The following is a 19263-nucleotide window of genomic DNA, read 5'->3' on the forward strand; positions in this document are numbered from 1 at the left end:
TTAACAAGGCTTACGCTATATTTTCTCTGAAAAATAGATTAATTAATGAAAGGAGATTCTATGTTTCTTTTTTTGATATAAAAATCCAATGCTTTCCAAGCTTCAAATGGTCTGTCTGTCGATAGCACATCTGCTCCTCTAACGATAAAATCAGCATACAACTGGTATCCCGCTTTTTCAGCAGATCGGTCTAAGTTGCCGATTGTACCTAAAATGGATTTAATTCCATGCTGTCTCAACAGCGTATACAGAGCGGTGTCTGGCTCGCGAGTGCCCACAAAAGCGATTAATCGGGTGTCTGGAATACTCAGTTCACTTAGGCGGTTCAAATCATCCCTGTTTTTGATCGTAGCCGAGATCATGAGATCTGGAGCCAACCTGTTCACAACTTCCGCTTGGTTAGCCGAGTAGGTAATGATAATGCTGTTTGCTTCAGCTTTTGTCTTTCGGATCAATTCAATGACCTTTTCGTAAGGAACCGATCTCTTGACATCCAATGTATAGATAACCCTTCCGATACCCCATTGCAAAGCTTCTTCTAGGGTAGGGATCCTATAGTTTGTCAGCTCACCATTGTTATCCTTTAGCTTAAGGTCTTTCAGTTCCTCAAATGTTTTATTGGAAACTCTTCCTTTGCCGGTTGTAGTACGGTCTAATGTTTCATCGTGCATCAGGACCAAAACAGAATCCTTGGTCATGGCAATATCGCATTCAATGATAGCAGGCATCTTGCTGGCCACCTCAGCGAATGTCGGAATTGCATTTTCAGGAAAACCATCACTTGGACCACCACGATGGGCACTGACCAAAGGGAAAGAGTTTTCATTGTAGGTCAGGAAATGGTACAGATCATCCACGGTCTTCAGGTTGAAAACCTGATCCACCTGTGGCATATTGTTTATACTGCTCGAGCTGTTGGTCCTAAAACAAGATGAGGACAGCAGCGCCAGCATTCCTGCGAAAAAAATAGATGAGTAGAATCTATTGCTCATGTAATTCAATGTTTGCTTTTACCAAGGAAACTAATTCTTCCAAAGGCGTATTGATTTGATCGACCAAGATATGGGCGCGATCATAGAATGGGTTTCTTTCTTCCAGTTTGCTCTCTATAAAGTTCAGGAGTTCATCACCAGTAAAGCCTTTCAAGGCCGGTCTCTTATGGACATCAGATTGGCTTAACCTGCTCCATAAGGATTTTGGACTGTGCTTCAGATAGAGGACCGTTCCGTTTTGCAATAGCCAATCCATATTGTCGAAATAACAGGGCGTACCACCGCCCGTAGAAATAATGCCAGATTTGTCCTTTTGGGCATGCAATATTTCTCTTTCGATTTCCCTGAACTTCCCTTCGCCGTGTAAAGCAAAATATTCAGGGATGCTCATGCCGATATGCTCAACAATTTCATGGTCCAGGTCCACGAAAGGAACCTCTAGGGCATTTGCCAATTTTTTTCCCCATGTGGTCTTCCCACTTCCCATAAAGCCAATCAGGAAAACTGGTCGCTGAATCATTCTACTTTATCTAGATATTTAGTTATTAACTCATGTTTGCTAGGAAAATTGTACTGCGACCATTTTTTGACAACGGTTCCGTTCAGCATCAGCATAACCCCAGGGTTTGCCCGGACCATACTTTTCAATGGAACGGCATCTACATAGAATGTTTCCAGCACAAGATCCATTTGATCATTCAGGTAGTTTACTTCATCAGAAGATGATGCAGTTGCCAAAACGGCCCTGATATTATAGTCTTCAGAAAGGTCTCTGATTGTCGTATTGACGCGGTCCAATGCAGCTAAATCAAAAGGAGACATCATCTTGAGGTCTGTACTTACCACAATAAAATTATAATATGGATTTTGGATCACTTCCTCCGTACGATCCGTACCGTCCATGTCCGTAATAATCAAATCAGGGATTTTTACTTCATATCCTTTTTTGATCAATCTCGTCTGTGGATCACCCACAACTTCCCAGTTTTCATCCTCCCACAGCTTCTGACCCATATATTCTTTGTCAGTTACTTTTTTCGTCTCATTCGTGGTTTTATTCTTCAACTCGTAGATATGTTCAAATACATCAGGTTCAGCACCTTCTGGTGCTTTCATCAGTTCTGGAACATTGTTTCCTTCTTTGTAAGGAAGAAAGTCTATAAATGGAAGGAAATAATAGGTATAGATCCCAATACCAAATGAACCCAATATGATGAGTGCAGTCAGCAGGTTTCTGGTAAAAAGACTTCTAATGAATGGCTTGATCTGGTCCCTTTTCACAAAGATGTATACGATCAGTAACAACAGGATAAGGTCCTTAAAGAATGATTGCCAAGGGGTCAATGGAATGGCATCGCCAAAACAGCCGCAAGATTTGACTACTTCAAAAAATGCAGAGTAAAAGGTCAAAAAGGTAAAAAATATGATCAAGAGCAATAAGCCCCAGGCTACCTTCTTGCCAGCAACACCCAGGATCAACAGACCACCTAAGATGATCTCGACCGCACAAAGGAAAATAGCGATCCAAGTGGCATAATCACTTAGGAATCCAAGGTTGAGCACATGGAAGTATTCTTGCAGCTTATAGCCAAATCCCATCGGATCATTGGCCTTTATCAATCCGGAGAAGATAAATAATAATCCAACCAGAATTCTAGCAATCCATAATAAAACATTAGGTTTGGGTTGTTTCGTTTGGGAATAGCTCTGTGTATAAGTCATGTTGTTCGTTATTTTGCCAAACCTAATTTGATCAGTGCAAAGACTGCATAGTTCAGCATATCTTGATAGTTAGCTTGTAATCCTTCCGACACCAAAGTTTGGCCATCATTGTCCTCAATCTGTTTTACACGATGCAATTTCATCAAGATCAGATCGGTCATCGATGAAACACGCATGTCCCGCCATGCCTCGCCATAATCATGGTTTTTGGCAAACATCAGGTCGCGGGTCTCATTCACCTTTTCGGTATACTTCTCCGCCACGATTTTGGGATCCAAGTTCTCGTTTTCCGTATTACCAATTTCCAGTTGTATCAAAGCAATCACACAGTAATTGATGATGCCAATGAATTCATCCACTACACCTTCACCAACTTTCGATTCCTTTTTTTCTTCCAATGAACGGATACGGGCGGCCTTGATATAAATCTGATCAGTCAAAGAACTTAATCGTAATATTCGCCAAGCTGTACCGTAGTCTTTGGTCTTTTTAATAAATAGCTCTTGGCATATGTTGATAATACGATTGTATTCTGTATTTGTATCCATAAATTGATTTTGCATTATAGTATGAGTCTCACAAATATAGCTAGAATATCCTTAACCTTTAAGTCACTTTAGGGTACAATTTCCTCGATTTTCAATATTTATGAGCACTTTAGATTAACTTTGAAGGATGGAATCTGCTAGGTTTTATGATCTTTCCTACCTCAAAAGGGGCACTGCACTGCAACGGAAATCTTATGATTTGATCCGGAATAATGGGATTATGGAAGCTTTGCAGGATTTCAACCCCGTCCTTATTGGAACCATTCCCATTGACATAGCCGTATGGAACAGCGATTTGGATATCGCCTGTGAGGTCTATGACCTCGATAAATTTGAAAGAAAATGTCATGAAAATTTCGAAAAACACAATGGATACAGCTTTAAAGTAGGAACGATGCGTGGAATAGAAGTTGGAATTGCTAACTTTAAAATTGATGGTATGTTGTTCGAAGTCTATGGAGAGGGTAGACCGGTGGCTGATCAGTATGGTTTTCGACATCTGTTGATCGAATCCCAACTTTTGGAGACCTTCGGTGAGGAATTTAAACAACAGATCATCAAGCTGAAGTCGCAAGGATTAAAGACAGAACCGGCTTTTGCCAAATTATTGAAAATCCATGGAGATCCTTATGAAGGTCTCCTAAACTATAACATAGAATCGATGCTGGAAATAAAGAGTCCTGAAATTAGAGAGGTGAATATCATCCGATATATCCAACCTTTTCGCGAAGGTGGTTCGCTGCCTGGATTGGTTGATGCGGATGATGGATTTAGCTATGTGATCAAGTTCCGAGGAGCTGGACAAGGTAAAAAAGCCTTGGTCGCTGAATTTATCGGTGGCGAACTGGCTAGGTTCTTAGGACTTCGGGTTCCTGAAATGGTGTATGCCGATCTGGATGTAGGCTTCGGCAGGACCGAACCGGATGAAGAGATCCAAGACCTGCTCAAGTTTTCTGTAGGGAAGAACCTGGGCGTTAGTTATCTGAATGGAGCTATCACCTTTGATGCCAATGTCGATGAAATTTCCTCCGAGGAAGCTTCCAAGATCGTTTGGCTGGATGCCCTTTTGATGAATGTAGATCGTACGGTGAAAAACACCAATATGCTGATCTGGCATAAGGAATTATGGCTGATTGACCATGGCGCGGCACTGTATTTCCACCATAACTGGGACAACTGGGAAGAAACCGTCGATAAACCATTCGTACAGATCAAAGACCATGTTCTCTTAGCGAAGGCCAAGGATGTTGCCCAAATCGATGCAACCTATAAAGAGCTGTTCAACAAAGAAAATATCAGAAAGATCCTAAAGGTAATTCCGGATGAATGGTTAATTGATGAGGTTCGCAATCTTAGTGCTGATGAAGTGCGTGAAGTTTATGTGGAGTTTATTTCCAGAAGAGCGAGCCATTCTGAAATATTTGTAAATCAAATTCAACATGCAGGATAGGACATTATACGAATATGCTGTGGTAAGACTCGTTCCGCGCGTTGAAAGAGAGGAATTTGTCAATGTAGGCGTGCTCTTATATTGCAGAAAACAACGCTATGCCAATATCCTGTTCCAGGTGGATGAAGGCCGCTGCGAATTGTTATGCAAGGATATCGACTTTGATCAGATCCGGGCTCATTTGGAATCCATGAAGCAAGTCTGTTTAGGAAGCCAAGAGGGTGGAGCCCTTGCCCAATTGGACCAAACCGAACGTTTTCGTTGGTTGACAGCCAAAAGGAGTACGCTGATCCAATGCTCGGCGGTACATCCAGGCTTATGCTTAGATGCTGAAAAAACACATCATGAACTCTTTGAAAAACTAGTACTTTAATATTTAAAATAATTCAACCTACCCATGATAATGGAGGATTTTTATCAACATATATACGAGAAACAACAGGCTGTCCAAGATATGCCCAGCAATAAAGCCATTGCCCATTGGGCGATAGAATTGCTGCATCTGTTGTTCCCTGAACGAAATTCAAGAACATTCAATACGGTTCAGGAAATTGAAGCTGCATTCAAGCAGGCTGAGGCAGATCTCTATCTTTTACTCTTCAAAACAAAAGCATGCTCCAGCTGCAATATCAAGAAAGTGTCCGAAAAGTTCTTTGCCAACCTGCCTTCCATCTATCAGCGCATGCTGACCGATGCAGAAGCCATCATGGAAGGAGATCCAGCAGCACAGAGTTTGAATGAAGTGATCCGTACCTATCCCGGCTTTTTGGCTATCAGTATCTATCGTTTGGCCAATGAACTGTGGAACCAAGGAATCCCTTTGATTCCACGGATACTGACGGAACATGCACATTCCAAAACAGGCATTGACATCCATCCCGGAGCATTCATCGATGAATACCTGCATATCGACCACGGTACCGGTATCGTGATTGGAGAAACCTGTAGGATCGGCAAGCATGTCAAGCTGTACCAAGGGGTAACCTTGGGTGCTTTGAGTGTGGAAAAGAACATGGCCAATACCCAGCGTCATCCCATTATCGAAGACCATGTCATTATCTATGCTGGAGCGACCATCTTGGGAGGTGAAACCGTAGTGGGCCATCATTCTGTGATAGGAGGGAATGTATGGTTGACCAGCAGCGTTGATCCTTATACCACCGTATATCATCAACCCAATTCAAAATTTATTGACTCTAAACCTTTAGCATAATGGCGAATATCATAGACTTAATTGGAAATACACCGATGGTGGAAATCAAAGGATTTCATGACAACCCAAAGGTGAAAATATATGCAAAACTAGAAGGGAATAATCCCGGCGGCTCGGTAAAAGACCGTGCTGCTTTGAATATGATCCGTTCTGCGATGGAACGTGGCGAAATCAATAAGGATAGCAAATTGATTGAAGCAACCAGTGGCAATACCGGTATCGCCTTGGCGATGATCGCCAGTATGTATGGCTTGGAGATTGAACTGGTGATGCCATCTACTTCAACAAGGGAGAGGGCCTTGACCATGGAAGCTTTTGGTGGCAAGGTAACTTTGTTGGACAATATGGAGGTGAGCCGGGACTATGCCGAGGAAAAAGCAGCAAGCGGTGAATACTTTATTCTCAATCAATTCTCTAACCCCGATAATTACGAAGCCCATGTGAAAACTACGGGGCCTGAGATCTGGCGTGATACCGATGGCAAGATTACCCACTTTGTCAGTGCAATGGGGACTACTGGTACCATTATGGGCTGTTCTATCTATTTGAAAGGCCAGAATCCAGAGGTCCAGATCGTTGGCTGTCAACCGACTGAAGATTCCTCTATTCCCGGCATCAGAAGATGGCCAGAGGAATACCTTCCAAAGATCTTTGATCCAAGTAGAGTAGACCGCGTAATAGACATCGACCAAAAAGACGCAACGCAAAGAGCAAGGGAATTGGCAAGAAAGGAAGGGGTATTTGCAGGGATGAGCTCTGGTGGAGCTTTTCAGGCAGCCTTGACCGTAGCCAATGAAATCGAAGAAGGCATTATCGTATTTATCGTTTGCGATAGAGGCGATCGATACCTCAGTTCAGACCTCTTTGGCTAAGAGATCATGATAAAAAAGAATCGGGGCTTTCATTTGAAGGCCCCGATTCTTTTTATGATAAATTTCTATTTATTGTCCCTAGACCAGATCTCAAAGATAGGGTCACCTTTGGAGCTCAAGCCACTGTGGTTCCAAGCGCCATCCTTGATTTCGCCATCAAAGGACAAGGAAGCGCCGACACGGCTATTGTCTCTGGAGAAGAATAAGATGTTCTCGGTATATTTCTTATCCTTGAAACTGTATTTTCCTCCACCTGTGCCGTAAAATCCCTTTTCAGCAGGATTGATGGCAATCCATTGGAAAAAGCCATCCACCAATATTTTAATGGTCTTTCTATCCCCGCGCGGGATGGTCGACATTTTATCTTTTTCTTTTCTACCGGTTATGCGCCACAGCCCATCCAAATCCTGTTTATTGGCAGTTTGTTTCGCGAAGTTCAGGTTTCCCATTTTGATGCCTTTACCATCCAATTGGGCATTCGTGGCCTTTTCAGTGCCTATCTCAGCTGGATTGGCATCATTATATTCCACGTTTACCTGTATTCCATTGTTTGATGTGCTAAATGGACCTCCCCAGGTAGAAATATACTTATTGTCCTCATATTGGATATATGAACTATAGCCATCTACAAATAGCCATAGGTGATTGACATTTCCATCTTTTGCGAGGTAAGCTCCATGTAGGGGCTGCTTAGATTGAGCAATGACTGCAAAACCCATCAGCAGAATGGCCAAACTTAAAAATAGTCTTTTCATGTTGTGATTCTGTTGGTTATCCTTTAAATATAATTAAAACCATTTAAAGAGCAAACTGTTTTGAACCTGACAAAAACGCTTTGTCACGAATGGGTAGGAATCGAAATTTGAGTTTTCGCTTTCAGGCTAATACATTAATTTTACGCCAAATTTAACTTCTATTACATTGCAACTAAATCACAGGACACTATTTCTTCTGTCGTGGGTCTTAATTTTATCCACATTCAAGTCACTAGCTCAGGTAGAGACCAAATCAGTTACTGATACGATCCAATTTAGAAAAGACAGCCTAGCTGTCATTCCCGATGAACCTGCTTTTTTAAAAGATACCTTGCAGTGGGACCTAAACCCAAAGAGGGAAAAGAAATTTTGGCGTGCAGGAACACAATGGTTTTTGGCCCAAGCTTTACCCGCTTCTTTCAACCGTTTTATCACGAAAGATCCTTATTCATATATCAGTTTCCAGAACTTTTTGGACCATCAGCGATTTAGTGCCTGGGATTGGGATGACAACCAATTTACTACCAATCAGATTGACCATCCTTTCCATGGACAGATTTATTTCAATGCCTTTCGTAGTAATGGTTATAACTTTTACCAATCCTCCCTTGCCACGGTAGCCGGAAGTTATATATGGGAGACCGCAGGCGAAACTCAGCACCCTTCCATCAACGATTTAGTCAATACCACCTTTGGAGGGATATTGATGGGGGAGATGATGCATCGGGTATCCCGCAATATCCTTGCGAGAAACCGTACGGACCATAATAGGATAGGAAATGAAATCGTAGCGACATTAGTGAATCCTATCAACGGATTGAATCGCTTTTTAGATGGTAAATGGGGTAAACCGATCGATGATTATTATGGAGCTGACTCTTCGGTCATCAAGGCGGAACTGGATTTAGGAGTGCGACGCTTTGATGCCAAGGAAGGTGATTTCCTGAATGAAGGAAAGAATGCTTTTTACGGTCGCTTGCGATTTATCTATAGCAATGGTGACCATAACTATAAAAGACCTTTTGACCAGTTCTCTGTAAACCTAGAATTGGGGAATGGGGACAGTTCATTTATCAATGGGGTCAATGTACATGCCCTACTTTATGGTGCAAAATTCTTTAAGTCTAAAAAGGGGGATCATTATGGTACCCTGAATGCCCATTATGACTTCTATAACAACGATGCCTTTTTTTACGGAGGACAAAGTTTGAACTATAATTGGCTATCTGAATTCAGATATAAAAAAGGCAATCGCTTGAACCTGTCTGTAGGAGCGGGAGCGGTGATATTGGCCGCAGTTCCTGATCCATATTTGCTATATGGAGCCAGTAGAAACTACAATTATGGGCCCGGAGCATCGTATAGGTTCCGTGGAGATTTGATGCTCTTAGATCGCTTTATTCTAAGTGCTGACTATAATGGTGGCGTGTTCTTTACCATTTCGGGTACGGATTCATACTATGTCCTCCACGGACTGAACGTAGAAGCCAGCCTGAGATTATATAAACGTTGGTCCATCAACTTGAGTTCTGGTTATTTCAATCTCCAAGGTCATTTCTATGATCAGCAATATCCAGACTTTAATCGTGAATATCCTTATGGTAGGTTGTCAGTAGGGTATAATATTTTCTTCTAAGGTTAACACAAAAAACATACTTTTTTATTAAAGTATAATTTTGTTCTATATTTTTAATTTTGTTAGCTATATTTTTGCTGCAAATTAAAAATAGACAATGACTAAATCTTTACTAAGCAGCTGGAGTAGGGGAATTCTTCTTTTATTTATCCTAACTATCTTTTCTTATTCAACTTATGCCGAAGAACAGGACTCTAGCAAACATAAAGCAGTTGATTCTGCCTATTTGGTTAAACCAACCTCTAGTATACGACTTTCCTTAATTGTTCCAAGCTTAACTTATCAACACGAAAAACCAATTGGTCCAAAAACTGTATTTGATGTCAATGCGGGGCTTGTTGTTAGCTTTGGAATAAGTAAACTTACGTTTGAAATAGATCAATATGGAGATTTTAAGACTAATGCTAGGTTTTTCGCTTTAATGCCACAAATGTCTGTCGGGGTAAAGCATTTTTATAATATTAAAAATAGGCTCCGAAAAAATAAAAGCATTGAGAATAATAGTGCAAATTATTTTGGTGGAAGGTTATACGGTGTTATGCTTGGATGGAATAAGGAAACTAAAAACATCAATGCGGAAAAGTCGAAAAGAACACAGTTCAGCAGCAGAACTGCAGTGGGATTAGTAGCCTTGTGGGGGATGAACAGAGACCTCAGTAATAATTTCAATTTTAATCTGGAGACCGGTCCAAGTTTAGTCTATAATTTGGATTCTGAAATAGCGCCTTCTTTCTGGCTTCATGTAGGTTTTTCAAAGACCTTTTAAAAAATTGGTTTATTATTTAATCCTAAGATATTTTTATAACCCATGAGATCTGTTTTAATATTTATTCTGCTATTCCTGTTTATTATATCATTTGCCCATGCTCAAGAAACCAATGCACTTGATCATGATTCATTCCGTTCATATGTTGTAGAGAATCATTGTATCCGTGCGAATATCGTAAAACCCATGTTAGCATATCAGTTTGAAAAGCCAGTTTTTCAAGATGCTGTCCTCGAGATGCATGCAGGTCTTACATTAGGAGGTTTAACACGCTTTCATGCTTTACCAATAGGAGACAAGGAGCGTTGGAATCATTATAATAGAACAATAGTGTTGATGCCGACCTGGTCCTTAGCGGTCAAGAAATATTATGGTTTTTCAAATCGATTACAAAATGGCAAATCCATTAAAAATAATTCATCAAATTTCCTCGCTCTTCGTTATTTAGGCTTAATGGCAGGCTGGACATTTGATACAACGGTGGGAGAGAAAGAAGCAAAAGAAAAACCTAGTTTTGATAAAGGTATAGCCACAGGTTTCGCTGCAACTTGGGGAATAAACAGAGATATTGGCAAAGACTTTAGTTTCAATTATGAAATGGGACCTATTTGTATGAAAGCTCCCCAAGGAATCTGGGGTTTAGGACTATACCTGAAAGTAGGCTTTCAGTGGAATATAATGTCATCTGCTAAACATTGATATTAATATATATTTAGGTAAAATATATTTGTTCCTCATTTTTAATTTCATAGATTTTTCATTGAAGCATTAATATATCCTTATTGAAAAATATTTCACCCACGCTGTGGGTTGGCCATTCCAAACATCCAGGTTCTATAAAGATTTCACCCCTTTCAGGGGTTCGGTAATTTAACAAACATCAATCCTTCCGAAGGAAGCCCTTTAGCCCCCGGCTCATTTCCAGTGGCGGAGAGATGGAAAGAATGCCGATGCCCCGTGCGATGGGATTGGCCTTGGGATGCTTTCAAAAAATTCTCCATCAAAAGGGAGAATTTTGAAGGAAGATATCCCCGACAACAAGGCATTCTTGTCCATGTGCGGATGACCGTGCGAAAAGCCACCTTAAATGGGCCGAAGCCTTTTGGTTACTTTTGGGCTTCAAAAGTAACGAAGATGATTGGTATCCGTGAGCTCCTTCGTCGGTTTGGTTAATTTGCGATTCAAAATTAACGAAGAGTATCAATTGAAATTCAACTTGTCATCTGACGGAGGAAGGATCTCGGAACAATGCAAAAATTCTATTTGTAAGGTTGAATAATTGCATTGGCGTACAGTTCCTGCATCTTCGGTGCAGCATGACAGCACCTGTGTGCGGGGGAAGAAGAATCGTACAGATTCTTCACTAAGCGTTCAGAATTGGAAATGTACTAGAGAGGCATTCATAGTGAAACGAAGAATCTGTTTATTCGATTTATTATGGGTCGTTGTCATCTTGAGCTCAGCGAAAGAACTATTTTCCCTCTTTAAAAAGATTTATTGAAAAATATTTCACCCCTTCCAGGGGTTCGCCATTGCAAACATCCAAATTCTACAAATATGTCACCCCCGCTGGGGGTTTGGGTTGTGGAAATTGTACGCACGATAATTTGAATATCGAGGAATTTCTTTAATCAGAATTGATATTTATTTTATGTTTGTATGGGCGGGCGTATGGGGGACTTTCCAGAGACAAATTGATCCAAATCATGGTCTATCCTCGAATCTGTTAAATCCTGGTTCAAATCCAAATCTTGGCCCATCCTCCCATCCCGTACCCCGATCTGCGTCGAGGGGCATCCTGGTTCAAAATAACCTACAGTCCGATTCCCTTCGCTTAAAGCCCCCCCGAGTCTAAATACTAAATACTTACTACTAAATACTACAAAAAAAGGTTAACGAAATTGCTCCGTTAACCTTTTTTTATTTTATAACTAATTCTTGTAATGCTTATTTGTCAAGCTTTTCGAATTTGTCGAAATCGATCTTTTTAGATTTGATTTTCACTGTATCTTTCAATTGATCGAACACTTTTAAAGCTTTTACTTCTTCGAACAAACGGTTAGCTTGTTCTCTGTCGCCTAATAATTGCATTGCGAATTGTTGCAATTGCTCATCAGTTGGCTCTTCGTTGATGTTGTACATTTTGATTTGCGCGTAGATACGTTCTTTAGCCAAATCAACAACCTCATCATATTTTACTTCTAAGTTGTTTGCTGTAACGATGCGGTTTTCGATGATCGTCCATTTCAGGTTGTTCAAGAAATCTTCGAAACCTTCTTCGATTTCAGTAGCATCCAAGTTAGGGTTAGTTGCTTTTAACCATTTTTTCAAGAAATCCTCAGGGAATTTAGCGTCAACTTTATCCATACCGAAAGTATACATATCGTTGCGTAATTTTTGAGCTGAGTTTTGTTTGAATAGGTTTTCAACTTCTTCTTTTACTTTTTCGTTGAATTGCTCTTCTGTAGTTACTTCACCAGCAGGGAACAATTTGTCGAAGAACTCTTGGTTCAAGTCAGACTCTTCTAATCTATTGATGTTTTTAACCGTCAATTCGAATTTAGTAACGTCTAGGTTTTCAGCCTCATCTTCAGTGATACCTAAGATACGAGCAAGGTCAGCAACTTTGAATGCTTTCTTTACATCAAGCTTTGCAGTATCATCTTTTTTCAAGCCAACCAATGATTTTTTGATTTTGGCATCTTCAATGATGTCCGTACGGATTGAAGTTGTTTTTTCGATACCGTCTTCTTTATCTTGTTTCAATTCAGCGTAAAGAACGTCACCTTCCTCAGAAACTTCGGGGTTGGTCATTTTACCATAGCTACGACGTAAGTTTTTGATACGCTCAGTAAGCGTTGCTTCATCAGCTTTGATGTCGTATTCAGTGAATTCCGTCTCTGCTGAGAAAGGAATGTCAAACTGAGGAGCTAAACCGATCTCGTAATCGAATTTAAAAGTATCTTTGAAATCCCAGTTGTATTGACCGTCTTTATCTTCTTCTTTAGGAAGAGGTTGGCCTAATACTTCCAGTTTTTGCTCACCGATGTATTCAGCAATTTTATCATTGATAATTTTATTGATCTCATCAAATAAGATCGCTTTACCGTACATACGTTTGATATGTCCAGTAGGAACCATTCCTGGGCGGAATCCTGGTAATTTAGCTTGTTTTGCTTGGTCTTTAATTGCTTTATCAACCTGTGGGTTATAGTCCTCAGGCGCTATTTCCACTTGGATACTAGCGTTGATGTCATCAATGTTCTGGTGTGAAATATTCATACTCTTGTTTTAGCTTTTCGCAATTAATAAAAAAAAGTCCTCCTGATATTTTGTTTTCAGGAGGACATCAAGTGCGGAAGAAGGGACTCGAACCCCCACGCCTCGCGGCGCCAGATCCTAAGTCTGGTGCGGCTACCAATTACGCCACTTCCGCAGTTAGGATTTTATTGAGCCACAAAGATAGAAACCAAACCTATATATGTCAAGCTTTTTCTTCTCTTTTTTCTGTGTTTTTTTGTAACTCTTTGTTTCTTAAAGCCTAATTTTTTAAAAAATATTGAAAACAGCCTAGGCTAAACTCAAAATACGGGAAGATTATGCTGCTTTTGGAGCGGTTTCGATGGGTAAACATCCTCTTTCGGTCTTTATAATTATGGAAAACTAAAAGGACATCCTCCAAAAAAACGCGAAGGAGGGGAGGCTCATATTCCTTTTATATAATAAATCAATAAACACTATTCTATAGAAGTAAGAATTCCTTCAAGAATCCTGACCAGGATAATGGAGCATATTTTGACCTCATTCGAGACACATTCCGAATTTTCCGAATATGTCTCGAACAAGGGTAAAGTGATGGTCGAAGGCCTAAGATCAATAATTGGATAAAAAAACGACTTTCAAGAACTTGGTTTTATTGATGGATTGGGGGAGGCTTTATAAAAAAATTGAAAAAATATTTGCGCAAGTACTTTTTTCTCCTTTACTTTGAAACACAAAGTACTTTTATGGACCAGAAAGATATCTTAAAAGAAATAGGCCAGATCCGCTCCATGATGGAGAAATCATCGAAATTTATGTCCATCAGTGGACTTTCAGGCGTATTGATCGGTTGTTTAGCTTTATTGGGATCAGCAGCTGCATATTTTGTGGTTTATGGAACCAAGAGTTTGTTTGGATACCGTGACTATTATGTGCTGGATGAACAGGTGCTATATAAATTGATCATCATTGCCATTTTGGTCCTGGTGATTTCCGTAACGGTAGGGGTGATTATGGCAAGAGCAAAAGCCAAGAAAGCCGGACAGAGCATCTGGAACCCGACCAGTAAAGCGTTATTGAAAGCGATGGCTATCCCATTGCTGACAGGAGGACTGTTTTCGATCATCCTGATCAGTAAAGGTGTGGTCGGTTTGGTAGCTTCCACATTGCTGATTTTTTATGGACTGTCGCTAGCGGCAGCCAGTGTGTTCACTTTTCGGGAAGTCAGGGTACTTGGAATTTTGGAAATTGTATTAGGCTTGTTAGCTTTGGCCTTCCCTGGATATGGCGTCGTGTTTTGGGCCTTAGGATTTGGTGTTCTACATATCGTTTACGGGTTAATTGTCCATAAAAAGTACGAAAGAAAGTGAGCTTGGATTTAACATTATATGACAAGGTTTTTGAAAATAGGGTCAGGCTGCAAATCATGAGTATCCTGATGGCCAATGATTCCTATGATTTCAATTCGTTAAAGGAATTGTTGGAGGTGACCGATGGTAACCTGGCATCAAACCTGAAGAACCTTGAAAAAGAAGGCTATATTTTGGTGACCAAAACATTCATCGATCGTAAGCCGAATACAAGTTATAGTAAAACGGATAAAGGCGCTAAAGCATTTGAAAATCATATCATTGCCTTGGAGAGCCTCATCAAACAACAGTACAGATAGAATTTTTTTGTTCATCTACTTTGAAAGACAAAGTACTTTATAGATAAAAATATGAGAGGATTAAGATTGAAATTTATGCTATTCCTGTACAATTGGTCATCCAAATTGTATGCAGAGCTGTTTAAGGGATATAAGCCAGCCTGGGGAATCAAGAAAGAAGAGTTTTTGGAATATCCGGAGGGGAGTTTAGGCTATGCCTTAGGGATGTTCTACAAAGAAAAAGGTTTTGACGTCATGCCGAAATTGGAGAATCATGATGTCTTTCATCTGATCACAGAAACTGGAACAGAGATTAACGATGAAATTGCCATGCAATATCTGCTGTTCGGAAATGGAAAGCTGAGTTTGTACCTGCTGGCCATGATCTTTATCGGAACCTTTATATTTCCGGAACATAGCGCACATTATTGGTCTTCTTACAGAAAAGGGAAGGCCATGCAAAAATTTCACCATATAGAATTTAAGGGCTTCCTCACAGAATCACTGAGCACATTACAACAAACACTAGATAAAAAACAATTAAAACTACAACTACAAGTAAATCCTATTCAACATGGAAAATAATTCAACTAACGAGGGATTGGAGAACAGTTCTCAAAAATCCCTGATCGAAAAAATCACGTCTTCATTGATCGTTAAGATCTTTGTCATTTTCTTTCTGATGTTAATCTTGCTCATTCCATTGGGCTTGATCGGAGACCTGATTTCAGAGCGCAACAATAGGGAGACGAATGTATCTACGGAGATAGCGAGGAAATGGGGGATGGACCAAGTGATCACAAGTCCAATCATAGCCGTTCCATATGAGGTGGTCAGGGAAAGGATGAAAAGTGATGGCGAAGGTACTGGAACCAGTACGTTGGTCACTACAGTAGTGACCGAATATGCCTTTATGATGGCAGACCAGACACAGATTACAGCTACTGTAGAACCAGAACCCTTAAAGCGTGGTATCTATCAAGCCATTGTCTATACCTCAAAGATCAATATTAAGGGGAATTTCGAAGCCTTTGATTTCAGTAAATTAAAGGTACTGCCTGCTGATCTGAAATGGCAGGACGCCAAACTGGTTTTCGGTATACAGGATGTGAAGGGACTATCAGAAAATCCAACCTTTAAATGGGATGGTAAAGCCATGGAAATGGGGAAATATGATCTGGATATCGATCTGTTCAAGCAGAATTTAACGGTTGACCTGCCATTAGAAAACAATGAGTCCTTGAACAAACCTTTTGAGATCACATTTGACCTGAAAGGATCCAAGTCATTAAATTTCTTGCCGTTGGCAAAAAACACGAAGATCAATGTAAATGGAAATTGGGCAAACCCGAGTTTCAATGGTAACTTTTTACCGGATGAGCGTGAAGTCGGAGAAAGCTTTAAAGCCAACTGGACCATTCCGGATTACAGCAGGAAACAGGCCCAACAATGGACCGGAGAGCCTTATAAGATCTATAACTTCCAAGGTATCGATCTTTCTGACGAAGATGCACATCCTAATGAATATGCTGCACGCACCTTTCCAGAACCACAGAGCGCTAGCACAGACAATCAGCTGACCGCTAACGATTATGACATGGTTCAGGTAAACTTCTTGCCACAGGTCGATAATTATCAAAAAACAACTCGCGTAACCAAGTATGGTGCTTTGGTGATCGCATTGACTTTTGTTTCCTTGGTCTTCATGGAAATCATCAAGAAACAGCGTGTGCATATCATTCAGTATGTATTGATCGGTTTTGCCATGGTACTGTTCTACGCCTTATTACTGGCGATTTCGGAACATATTGGATTTAATTTTGCATATTTAATAGCAGCAATTGCAACAATTATCCTGATTTCATCGTTTATCAAAGCAATAACCAAGGATATGAAATCGGCCTTGAACTTTGCCGCCATATTAGCTCTATTCTATAGTTTTATCTTCGTACTTCTTCAATTACGTGACTACTCATTAATCGTTGGAACCATTGGACTATTCATCATCTTGGCGGTATTAATGCGTATTTCAACAAAAATTAACTGGTATCAATTTGAAAAGCAATGATAAGGTTAAGTAGAACATCCATAAGAATGTACCTCACGAGCATTTGGCTCTTATTTTGGAAAGCCAGTCGTGTAAATTAGGTAATGATTTCGGTTTGCCTGTCAACTTTAGTAAATTGGCAGGCAAATCGTTTTTTATATGCATAAGATATCATGGATTGGAGCACTCTTATTGATCAATAATATGGTTATTGCACAAGAAGGAAAAGAAGTTCCCCAAAAGGTGGAGCGACCAAAAGTAGAAGATCGCGTCAGACGTTCAGGAAATGTGGAACCCCTTAGTCCCCAAAAACTATGGGAATTGGGCCGGGTTTCGGGAGAAGGACTTTCAGCAGATGGCACCCAATTGATTTATGGTGTATCGAATTATCAGTTTGATGAAAACAAATCCGAGAAGGATCTTTTTGTTATTCCGGTAAAAGGAGGGGTTGCCAAGCAATTCACCTCCGAGGCTGGTGGAGAGTCTGTACTTAAGGTAGAAGGGGATGATGTCCTTTATATGTTCAAAGGGCAGATCTGGAAAAAAAGCCTGAAAGACGGAAATGCCGTTCAAGTGACAAATCATGAAGGTGGTTTGGAAAATGTGAAGATCTCTCCTGATGGGAAGCATATCTTGTTCAGCAAACAGGTTCTCTTAAAAGATTACCATAGTACCGATAAATATAAGGACCTACCAAAATCCAATGTGTATATCTATGACAATCTAGATTACAGACACTGGGATACCTGGAATGATGGAAAATTCAACCACCCATTTATCGCTAGTTATGACAATGGAAAAATTGGGGAGGCTAAGGATATCTTAGCTGATGAGCCTTTCTATTCGCCTACCATGCCATTTGGGGGAGCAGAAGATTTTGCATGGACTCCAGATAGTAAATCCGTACTCTATGTCTGTAAGAAGAAATTTGGAACGGAGTACGCACAGAGTACCAATACAGATATCTACAGATACGACCTGGCTTCAGGACAGACCAGCAATCTGACCGAAGGGATGAACGGATATGACAATAATCCGAACTTCAGCCCTGATGGAAAATTGATGAGCTGGATGAGCATGAAAACAGATGGCTATGAGTCAGACAAAAATGATATCTACATCATCGAACCTGCCAGCGGAATCAAACTGAACATGACGGCTCATTGGGATGGCACGATAAACTCTTACACATGGAGCAAGGACAATAAAAAAATCTATTTCTTGGCCCCAACCGAAGGTACTGTTCAGATATTTGAACTATTGATCCCAAGCAACCTGAAGAATAGGGCATTGCCAATTATCAATAAGATTTCAGATGGAGAATTTGATATCAACGGTATCGTGGGAGAAACCAAGGACGGTCTGGTAGTTACCTTATCAAAAATGACAAGGGCCAATGAAGTATACCATTATGCTTTCAAATCCAAAAAATTAAATCCAATTACTTCTGTCAATGATCAATTGTACAGTAAGGTTGCTGATACCAAGGTGGAAGCCAGGGTTACTAAGGCATCGGATGGTTTAGACCTGTTTTCCTGGGTGATCTATCCACCGAACTTTGATCCTAGCAAAAAATACCCAACCCTATTATTCTGTCAGGGAGGTCCACAAGGTGCGGTTACACAGTCGTATTCCTTCCGTTGGAACTTTCAGTTATTGGCTAGTCAGGGCTATATCGTCATCGCACCTAACCGTCGTGGTATGCCTGGATGGGGAGTGAAATGGAATGAGCAGATTTCAAAGGATTGGGGTGGTCAGGCGATAGCAGATTACCTATCAGCAATCGATGACCTTTCCAAGGAAGCATATGTTGATAAAGATAGGATCGGAGCCGTAGGAGCTAGTTATGGCGGTTATTCCGTATTTCAATTGGCAGGTGTGCACGAAGGTCGATTCAAATCCTTTATTTCACATTGTGGATTATTTGATATGAAATCTTGGTATGGTACGACAGAAGAACTGTTTTTTGCCAACTATGAATTAGGTGGGCCTTATTGGGAACAAGGTAATGAGAAAACCTATACCGAATTCAATCCAAGTACATTGGTTTCGAAATGGAATACGCCGATCTTGATTTTCCAAGGCGGGAAAGATTATAGGGTTCCAATCGGGCAAGGTCTGGAAGCTTTCCAAGCAGCTCAACTTAGAGGCGTGAAAAGTAGATTGGTCTATTTACCAGATGAAAACCATTGGGTGCTTTCAGGGCATAATGCACAGGTATGGCAAAGGGAGTTTTTCGGATGGTTGGATGAAACCTTGAAAAAATAAAAAGATAAAAAATAAAGAAGCCGATTCAAATTTGAATCGGCTTTTTGAATGCACAGAAACAAGAGACAGTATAGGATCTATAACT

Annotated in this window: 19 protein-coding genes, 1 tRNA gene and 1 pseudogene; 14 read left to right on the plus strand and 7 right to left on the minus strand. The window is 40.4% G+C overall.

All coding sequences use genetic code 11. The annotated features are described in order from the left end of the window. Positions 1–38: 38 nt before the first annotated feature. Genes RT138_RS13265 through RT138_RS13280 form a run of 4 tightly spaced genes read right to left on the minus strand, consistent with a single transcriptional unit; the run spans position 39 to position 3262 of the window. Entirely contained in the window at positions 39–992 is a 954-nt protein-coding gene (locus RT138_RS13265) for a glycerophosphodiester phosphodiesterase family protein (protein ID WP_313191078.1), read from the minus strand. After that, a complete protein-coding gene (locus RT138_RS13270; protein ID WP_313191079.1) occupies positions 982–1512 on the minus strand; it encodes a shikimate kinase in 531 nt (176 codons plus the stop codon). Before RT138_RS13270 ends, RT138_RS13265 begins: the two co-directional genes overlap by 11 nt. Beyond that, positions 1509–2714: a BT_3928 family protein gene (locus RT138_RS13275; protein ID WP_313191080.1), complete on the minus strand. Its 1206-nt coding sequence runs from the start codon at positions 2712–2714 to the stop codon at positions 1509–1511. The genes RT138_RS13270 and RT138_RS13275 overlap by 4 nt, the downstream gene beginning before the upstream one ends. An 8-nt stretch (positions 2715–2722) precedes the next feature. Next, positions 2723–3262 carry a DUF1599 domain-containing protein gene (locus RT138_RS13280; protein ID WP_185214296.1) on the minus strand — a complete coding sequence of 180 codons (540 nt, stop codon included), beginning with the start codon at positions 3260–3262 and terminating at the stop codon, positions 2723–2725. Positions 3263–3389: 127 nt separating this feature from the next. Between RT138_RS13280 and RT138_RS18895 the strand changes: the two are divergent. The 5 genes and pseudogenes from RT138_RS18895 to cysM form a co-directional block, all read left to right on the plus strand. Beyond that, a pseudogene (locus RT138_RS18895) lies at positions 3390–3899 on the plus strand (DUF4269 domain-containing protein); the annotation flags it as partial. A 24-nt stretch (positions 3900–3923) separates the two neighbouring features. Beyond that, positions 3924–4712 carry a HipA family kinase gene (locus RT138_RS18900; RefSeq protein ID WP_409529456.1) on the plus strand — a complete coding sequence of 263 codons (789 nt, stop codon included), beginning with the start codon at positions 3924–3926 and terminating at the stop codon, positions 4710–4712. After that, positions 4702–5085, plus strand: a complete 384-nt coding sequence (locus RT138_RS13290) for a DUF3037 domain-containing protein (RefSeq protein ID WP_313191082.1) — start codon at positions 4702–4704, stop codon at positions 5083–5085. The genes RT138_RS18900 and RT138_RS13290 overlap by 11 nt, the downstream gene beginning before the upstream one ends. A 30-nt stretch (positions 5086–5115) precedes the next feature. Then, positions 5116–5925 carry a serine O-acetyltransferase gene (locus RT138_RS13295; RefSeq protein ID WP_409529454.1) on the plus strand — a complete coding sequence of 270 codons (810 nt, stop codon included), beginning with the start codon at positions 5116–5118 and terminating at the stop codon, positions 5923–5925. Continuing rightward, a complete protein-coding gene (gene cysM / locus RT138_RS13300; RefSeq protein ID WP_313191084.1) occupies positions 5925–6797 on the plus strand; it encodes a cysteine synthase CysM in 873 nt (290 codons plus the stop codon). Before RT138_RS13295 ends, cysM begins: the two co-directional genes overlap by 1 nt. 65 nt (positions 6798–6862) lie before the next feature. On the opposite strand, the gene RT138_RS13305 is transcribed toward cysM, so the two are convergent. After that, positions 6863–7552, minus strand: a complete 690-nt coding sequence (locus tag RT138_RS13305) for a hypothetical protein (RefSeq protein WP_313191085.1) — start codon at positions 7550–7552, stop codon at positions 6863–6865. Between the two features lie 166 nt (positions 7553–7718). Between RT138_RS13305 and RT138_RS13310 the strand changes: the two genes are divergently transcribed. The 4 genes from RT138_RS13310 to RT138_RS13325 all read left to right on the plus strand — a co-directional run bounded on the left by RT138_RS13310 (position 7719) and on the right by RT138_RS13325 (position 11127). After that, the gene (locus RT138_RS13310; protein ID WP_313191086.1) at positions 7719–9188 is read left to right on the plus strand and encodes a DUF3943 domain-containing protein; all 1470 of its coding nucleotides are present in this window, start codon (positions 7719–7721) and stop codon (positions 9186–9188) included. A gap of 97 nt (positions 9189–9285) precedes the next feature. Then, a complete protein-coding gene (locus tag RT138_RS13315) occupies positions 9286–9954 on the plus strand; it encodes a hypothetical protein (protein WP_313191087.1) in 669 nt (222 codons plus the stop codon). A gap of 42 nt (positions 9955–9996) precedes the next feature. Beyond that, on the plus strand, positions 9997–10653 hold the full coding sequence (locus tag RT138_RS13320) for a hypothetical protein (RefSeq protein WP_313191088.1): 657 nt from the start codon (positions 9997–9999) through the stop codon (positions 10651–10653). A gap of 258 nt (positions 10654–10911) precedes the next feature. After that, entirely contained in the window at positions 10912–11127 is a 216-nt protein-coding gene (locus tag RT138_RS13325; protein ID WP_313191089.1) for a hypothetical protein, read from the plus strand. A 774-nt stretch (positions 11128–11901) separates the two neighbouring features. Here RT138_RS13325 and RT138_RS13330 read toward each other — a convergent pair. Together RT138_RS13330 and RT138_RS13335 are read right to left on the minus strand one after the other, a co-directional pair. After that, positions 11902–13236: a trigger factor gene (locus RT138_RS13330; RefSeq protein ID WP_313191090.1), complete on the minus strand. Its 1335-nt coding sequence runs from the start codon at positions 13234–13236 to the stop codon at positions 11902–11904. A 72-nt stretch (positions 13237–13308) separates the two neighbouring features. Then, a tRNA-Leu gene (locus RT138_RS13335) sits at positions 13309–13390 on the minus strand. A 571-nt stretch (positions 13391–13961) separates the two neighbouring features. Between RT138_RS13335 and RT138_RS13340 the strand changes: the two genes are divergently transcribed. The 5 genes from RT138_RS13340 to RT138_RS13360 all read left to right on the plus strand — a co-directional run bounded on the left by RT138_RS13340 (position 13962) and on the right by RT138_RS13360 (position 19178). Then, entirely contained in the window at positions 13962–14585 is a 624-nt protein-coding gene (locus RT138_RS13340) for a hypothetical protein (RefSeq protein ID WP_313191091.1), read from the plus strand. Then, positions 14582–14884 carry a transcriptional regulator gene (locus RT138_RS13345; RefSeq protein WP_313191092.1) on the plus strand — a complete coding sequence of 101 codons (303 nt, stop codon included), beginning with the start codon at positions 14582–14584 and terminating at the stop codon, positions 14882–14884. Before RT138_RS13340 ends, RT138_RS13345 begins: the two co-directional genes overlap by 4 nt. Positions 14885–14935: 51 nt before the next feature. Then, a complete protein-coding gene (locus RT138_RS13350) occupies positions 14936–15448 on the plus strand; it encodes a Coq4 family protein (protein ID WP_313191093.1) in 513 nt (170 codons plus the stop codon). After that, positions 15438–16931 (plus strand): cell envelope integrity protein CreD, encoded by a 1494-nt coding sequence (creD, locus tag RT138_RS13355; RefSeq protein WP_313191094.1) that lies wholly within the window; start codon positions 15438–15440, stop codon positions 16929–16931. Before RT138_RS13350 ends, creD begins: the two co-directional genes overlap by 11 nt. A gap of 138 nt (positions 16932–17069) precedes the next feature. Beyond that, entirely contained in the window at positions 17070–19178 is a 2109-nt protein-coding gene (locus RT138_RS13360) for a S9 family peptidase (RefSeq protein ID WP_313191095.1), read from the plus strand. Positions 19179–19263: the final 85 nt, after the last annotated feature.

Origin of the sequence: Sphingobacterium sp. (genome assembly GCF_032065005.1) — a bacterium.
Taxonomy (GTDB): Bacteria; Bacteroidota; Bacteroidia; order Sphingobacteriales; family Sphingobacteriaceae; genus Sphingobacterium.

Excerpts from the sequence above, each read along its gene's own strand:
- RT138_RS13265 (WP_313191078.1), bottom strand. The coding sequence starts at position 992 with ATGAGCAATAGATTCTACTCATCTATTTTTTTCGCAGGAATGCTGGCG.
- RT138_RS13270 (WP_313191079.1), bottom strand. The coding sequence starts at position 1,512 with ATGATTCAGCGACCAGTTTTCCTGATTGGCTTTATGGGAAGTGGGAAG.
- RT138_RS13275 (WP_313191080.1), bottom strand. The coding sequence starts at position 2,714 with ATGACTTATACACAGAGCTATTCCCAAACGAAACAACCCAAACCTAAT.
- RT138_RS13280 (WP_185214296.1), bottom strand. The coding sequence starts at position 3,262 with ATGGATACAAATACAGAATACAATCGTATTATCAACATATGCCAAGAG.
- RT138_RS18900 (WP_409529456.1), top strand. The coding sequence starts at position 3,924 with ATGCTGGAAATAAAGAGTCCTGAAATTAGAGAGGTGAATATCATCCGA.
- RT138_RS13290 (WP_313191082.1), top strand. The coding sequence starts at position 4,702 with ATGCAGGATAGGACATTATACGAATATGCTGTGGTAAGACTCGTTCCG.
- RT138_RS13295 (WP_409529454.1), top strand. The coding sequence starts at position 5,116 with ATGGAGGATTTTTATCAACATATATACGAGAAACAACAGGCTGTCCAA.
- cysM (WP_313191084.1), top strand. The coding sequence starts at position 5,925 with ATGGCGAATATCATAGACTTAATTGGAAATACACCGATGGTGGAAATC.
- RT138_RS13305 (WP_313191085.1), bottom strand. The coding sequence starts at position 7,552 with ATGAAAAGACTATTTTTAAGTTTGGCCATTCTGCTGATGGGTTTTGCA.
- RT138_RS13315 (WP_313191087.1), top strand. The coding sequence starts at position 9,286 with ATGACTAAATCTTTACTAAGCAGCTGGAGTAGGGGAATTCTTCTTTTA.
- RT138_RS13320 (WP_313191088.1), top strand. The coding sequence starts at position 9,997 with ATGAGATCTGTTTTAATATTTATTCTGCTATTCCTGTTTATTATATCA.
- RT138_RS13330 (WP_313191090.1), bottom strand. The coding sequence starts at position 13,236 with ATGAATATTTCACACCAGAACATTGATGACATCAACGCTAGTATCCAA.
- RT138_RS13340 (WP_313191091.1), top strand. The coding sequence starts at position 13,962 with ATGGACCAGAAAGATATCTTAAAAGAAATAGGCCAGATCCGCTCCATG.
- RT138_RS13350 (WP_313191093.1), top strand. The coding sequence starts at position 14,936 with ATGAGAGGATTAAGATTGAAATTTATGCTATTCCTGTACAATTGGTCA.
- creD (WP_313191094.1), top strand. The coding sequence starts at position 15,438 with ATGGAAAATAATTCAACTAACGAGGGATTGGAGAACAGTTCTCAAAAA.
- RT138_RS13360 (WP_313191095.1), top strand. The coding sequence starts at position 17,070 with ATGCATAAGATATCATGGATTGGAGCACTCTTATTGATCAATAATATG.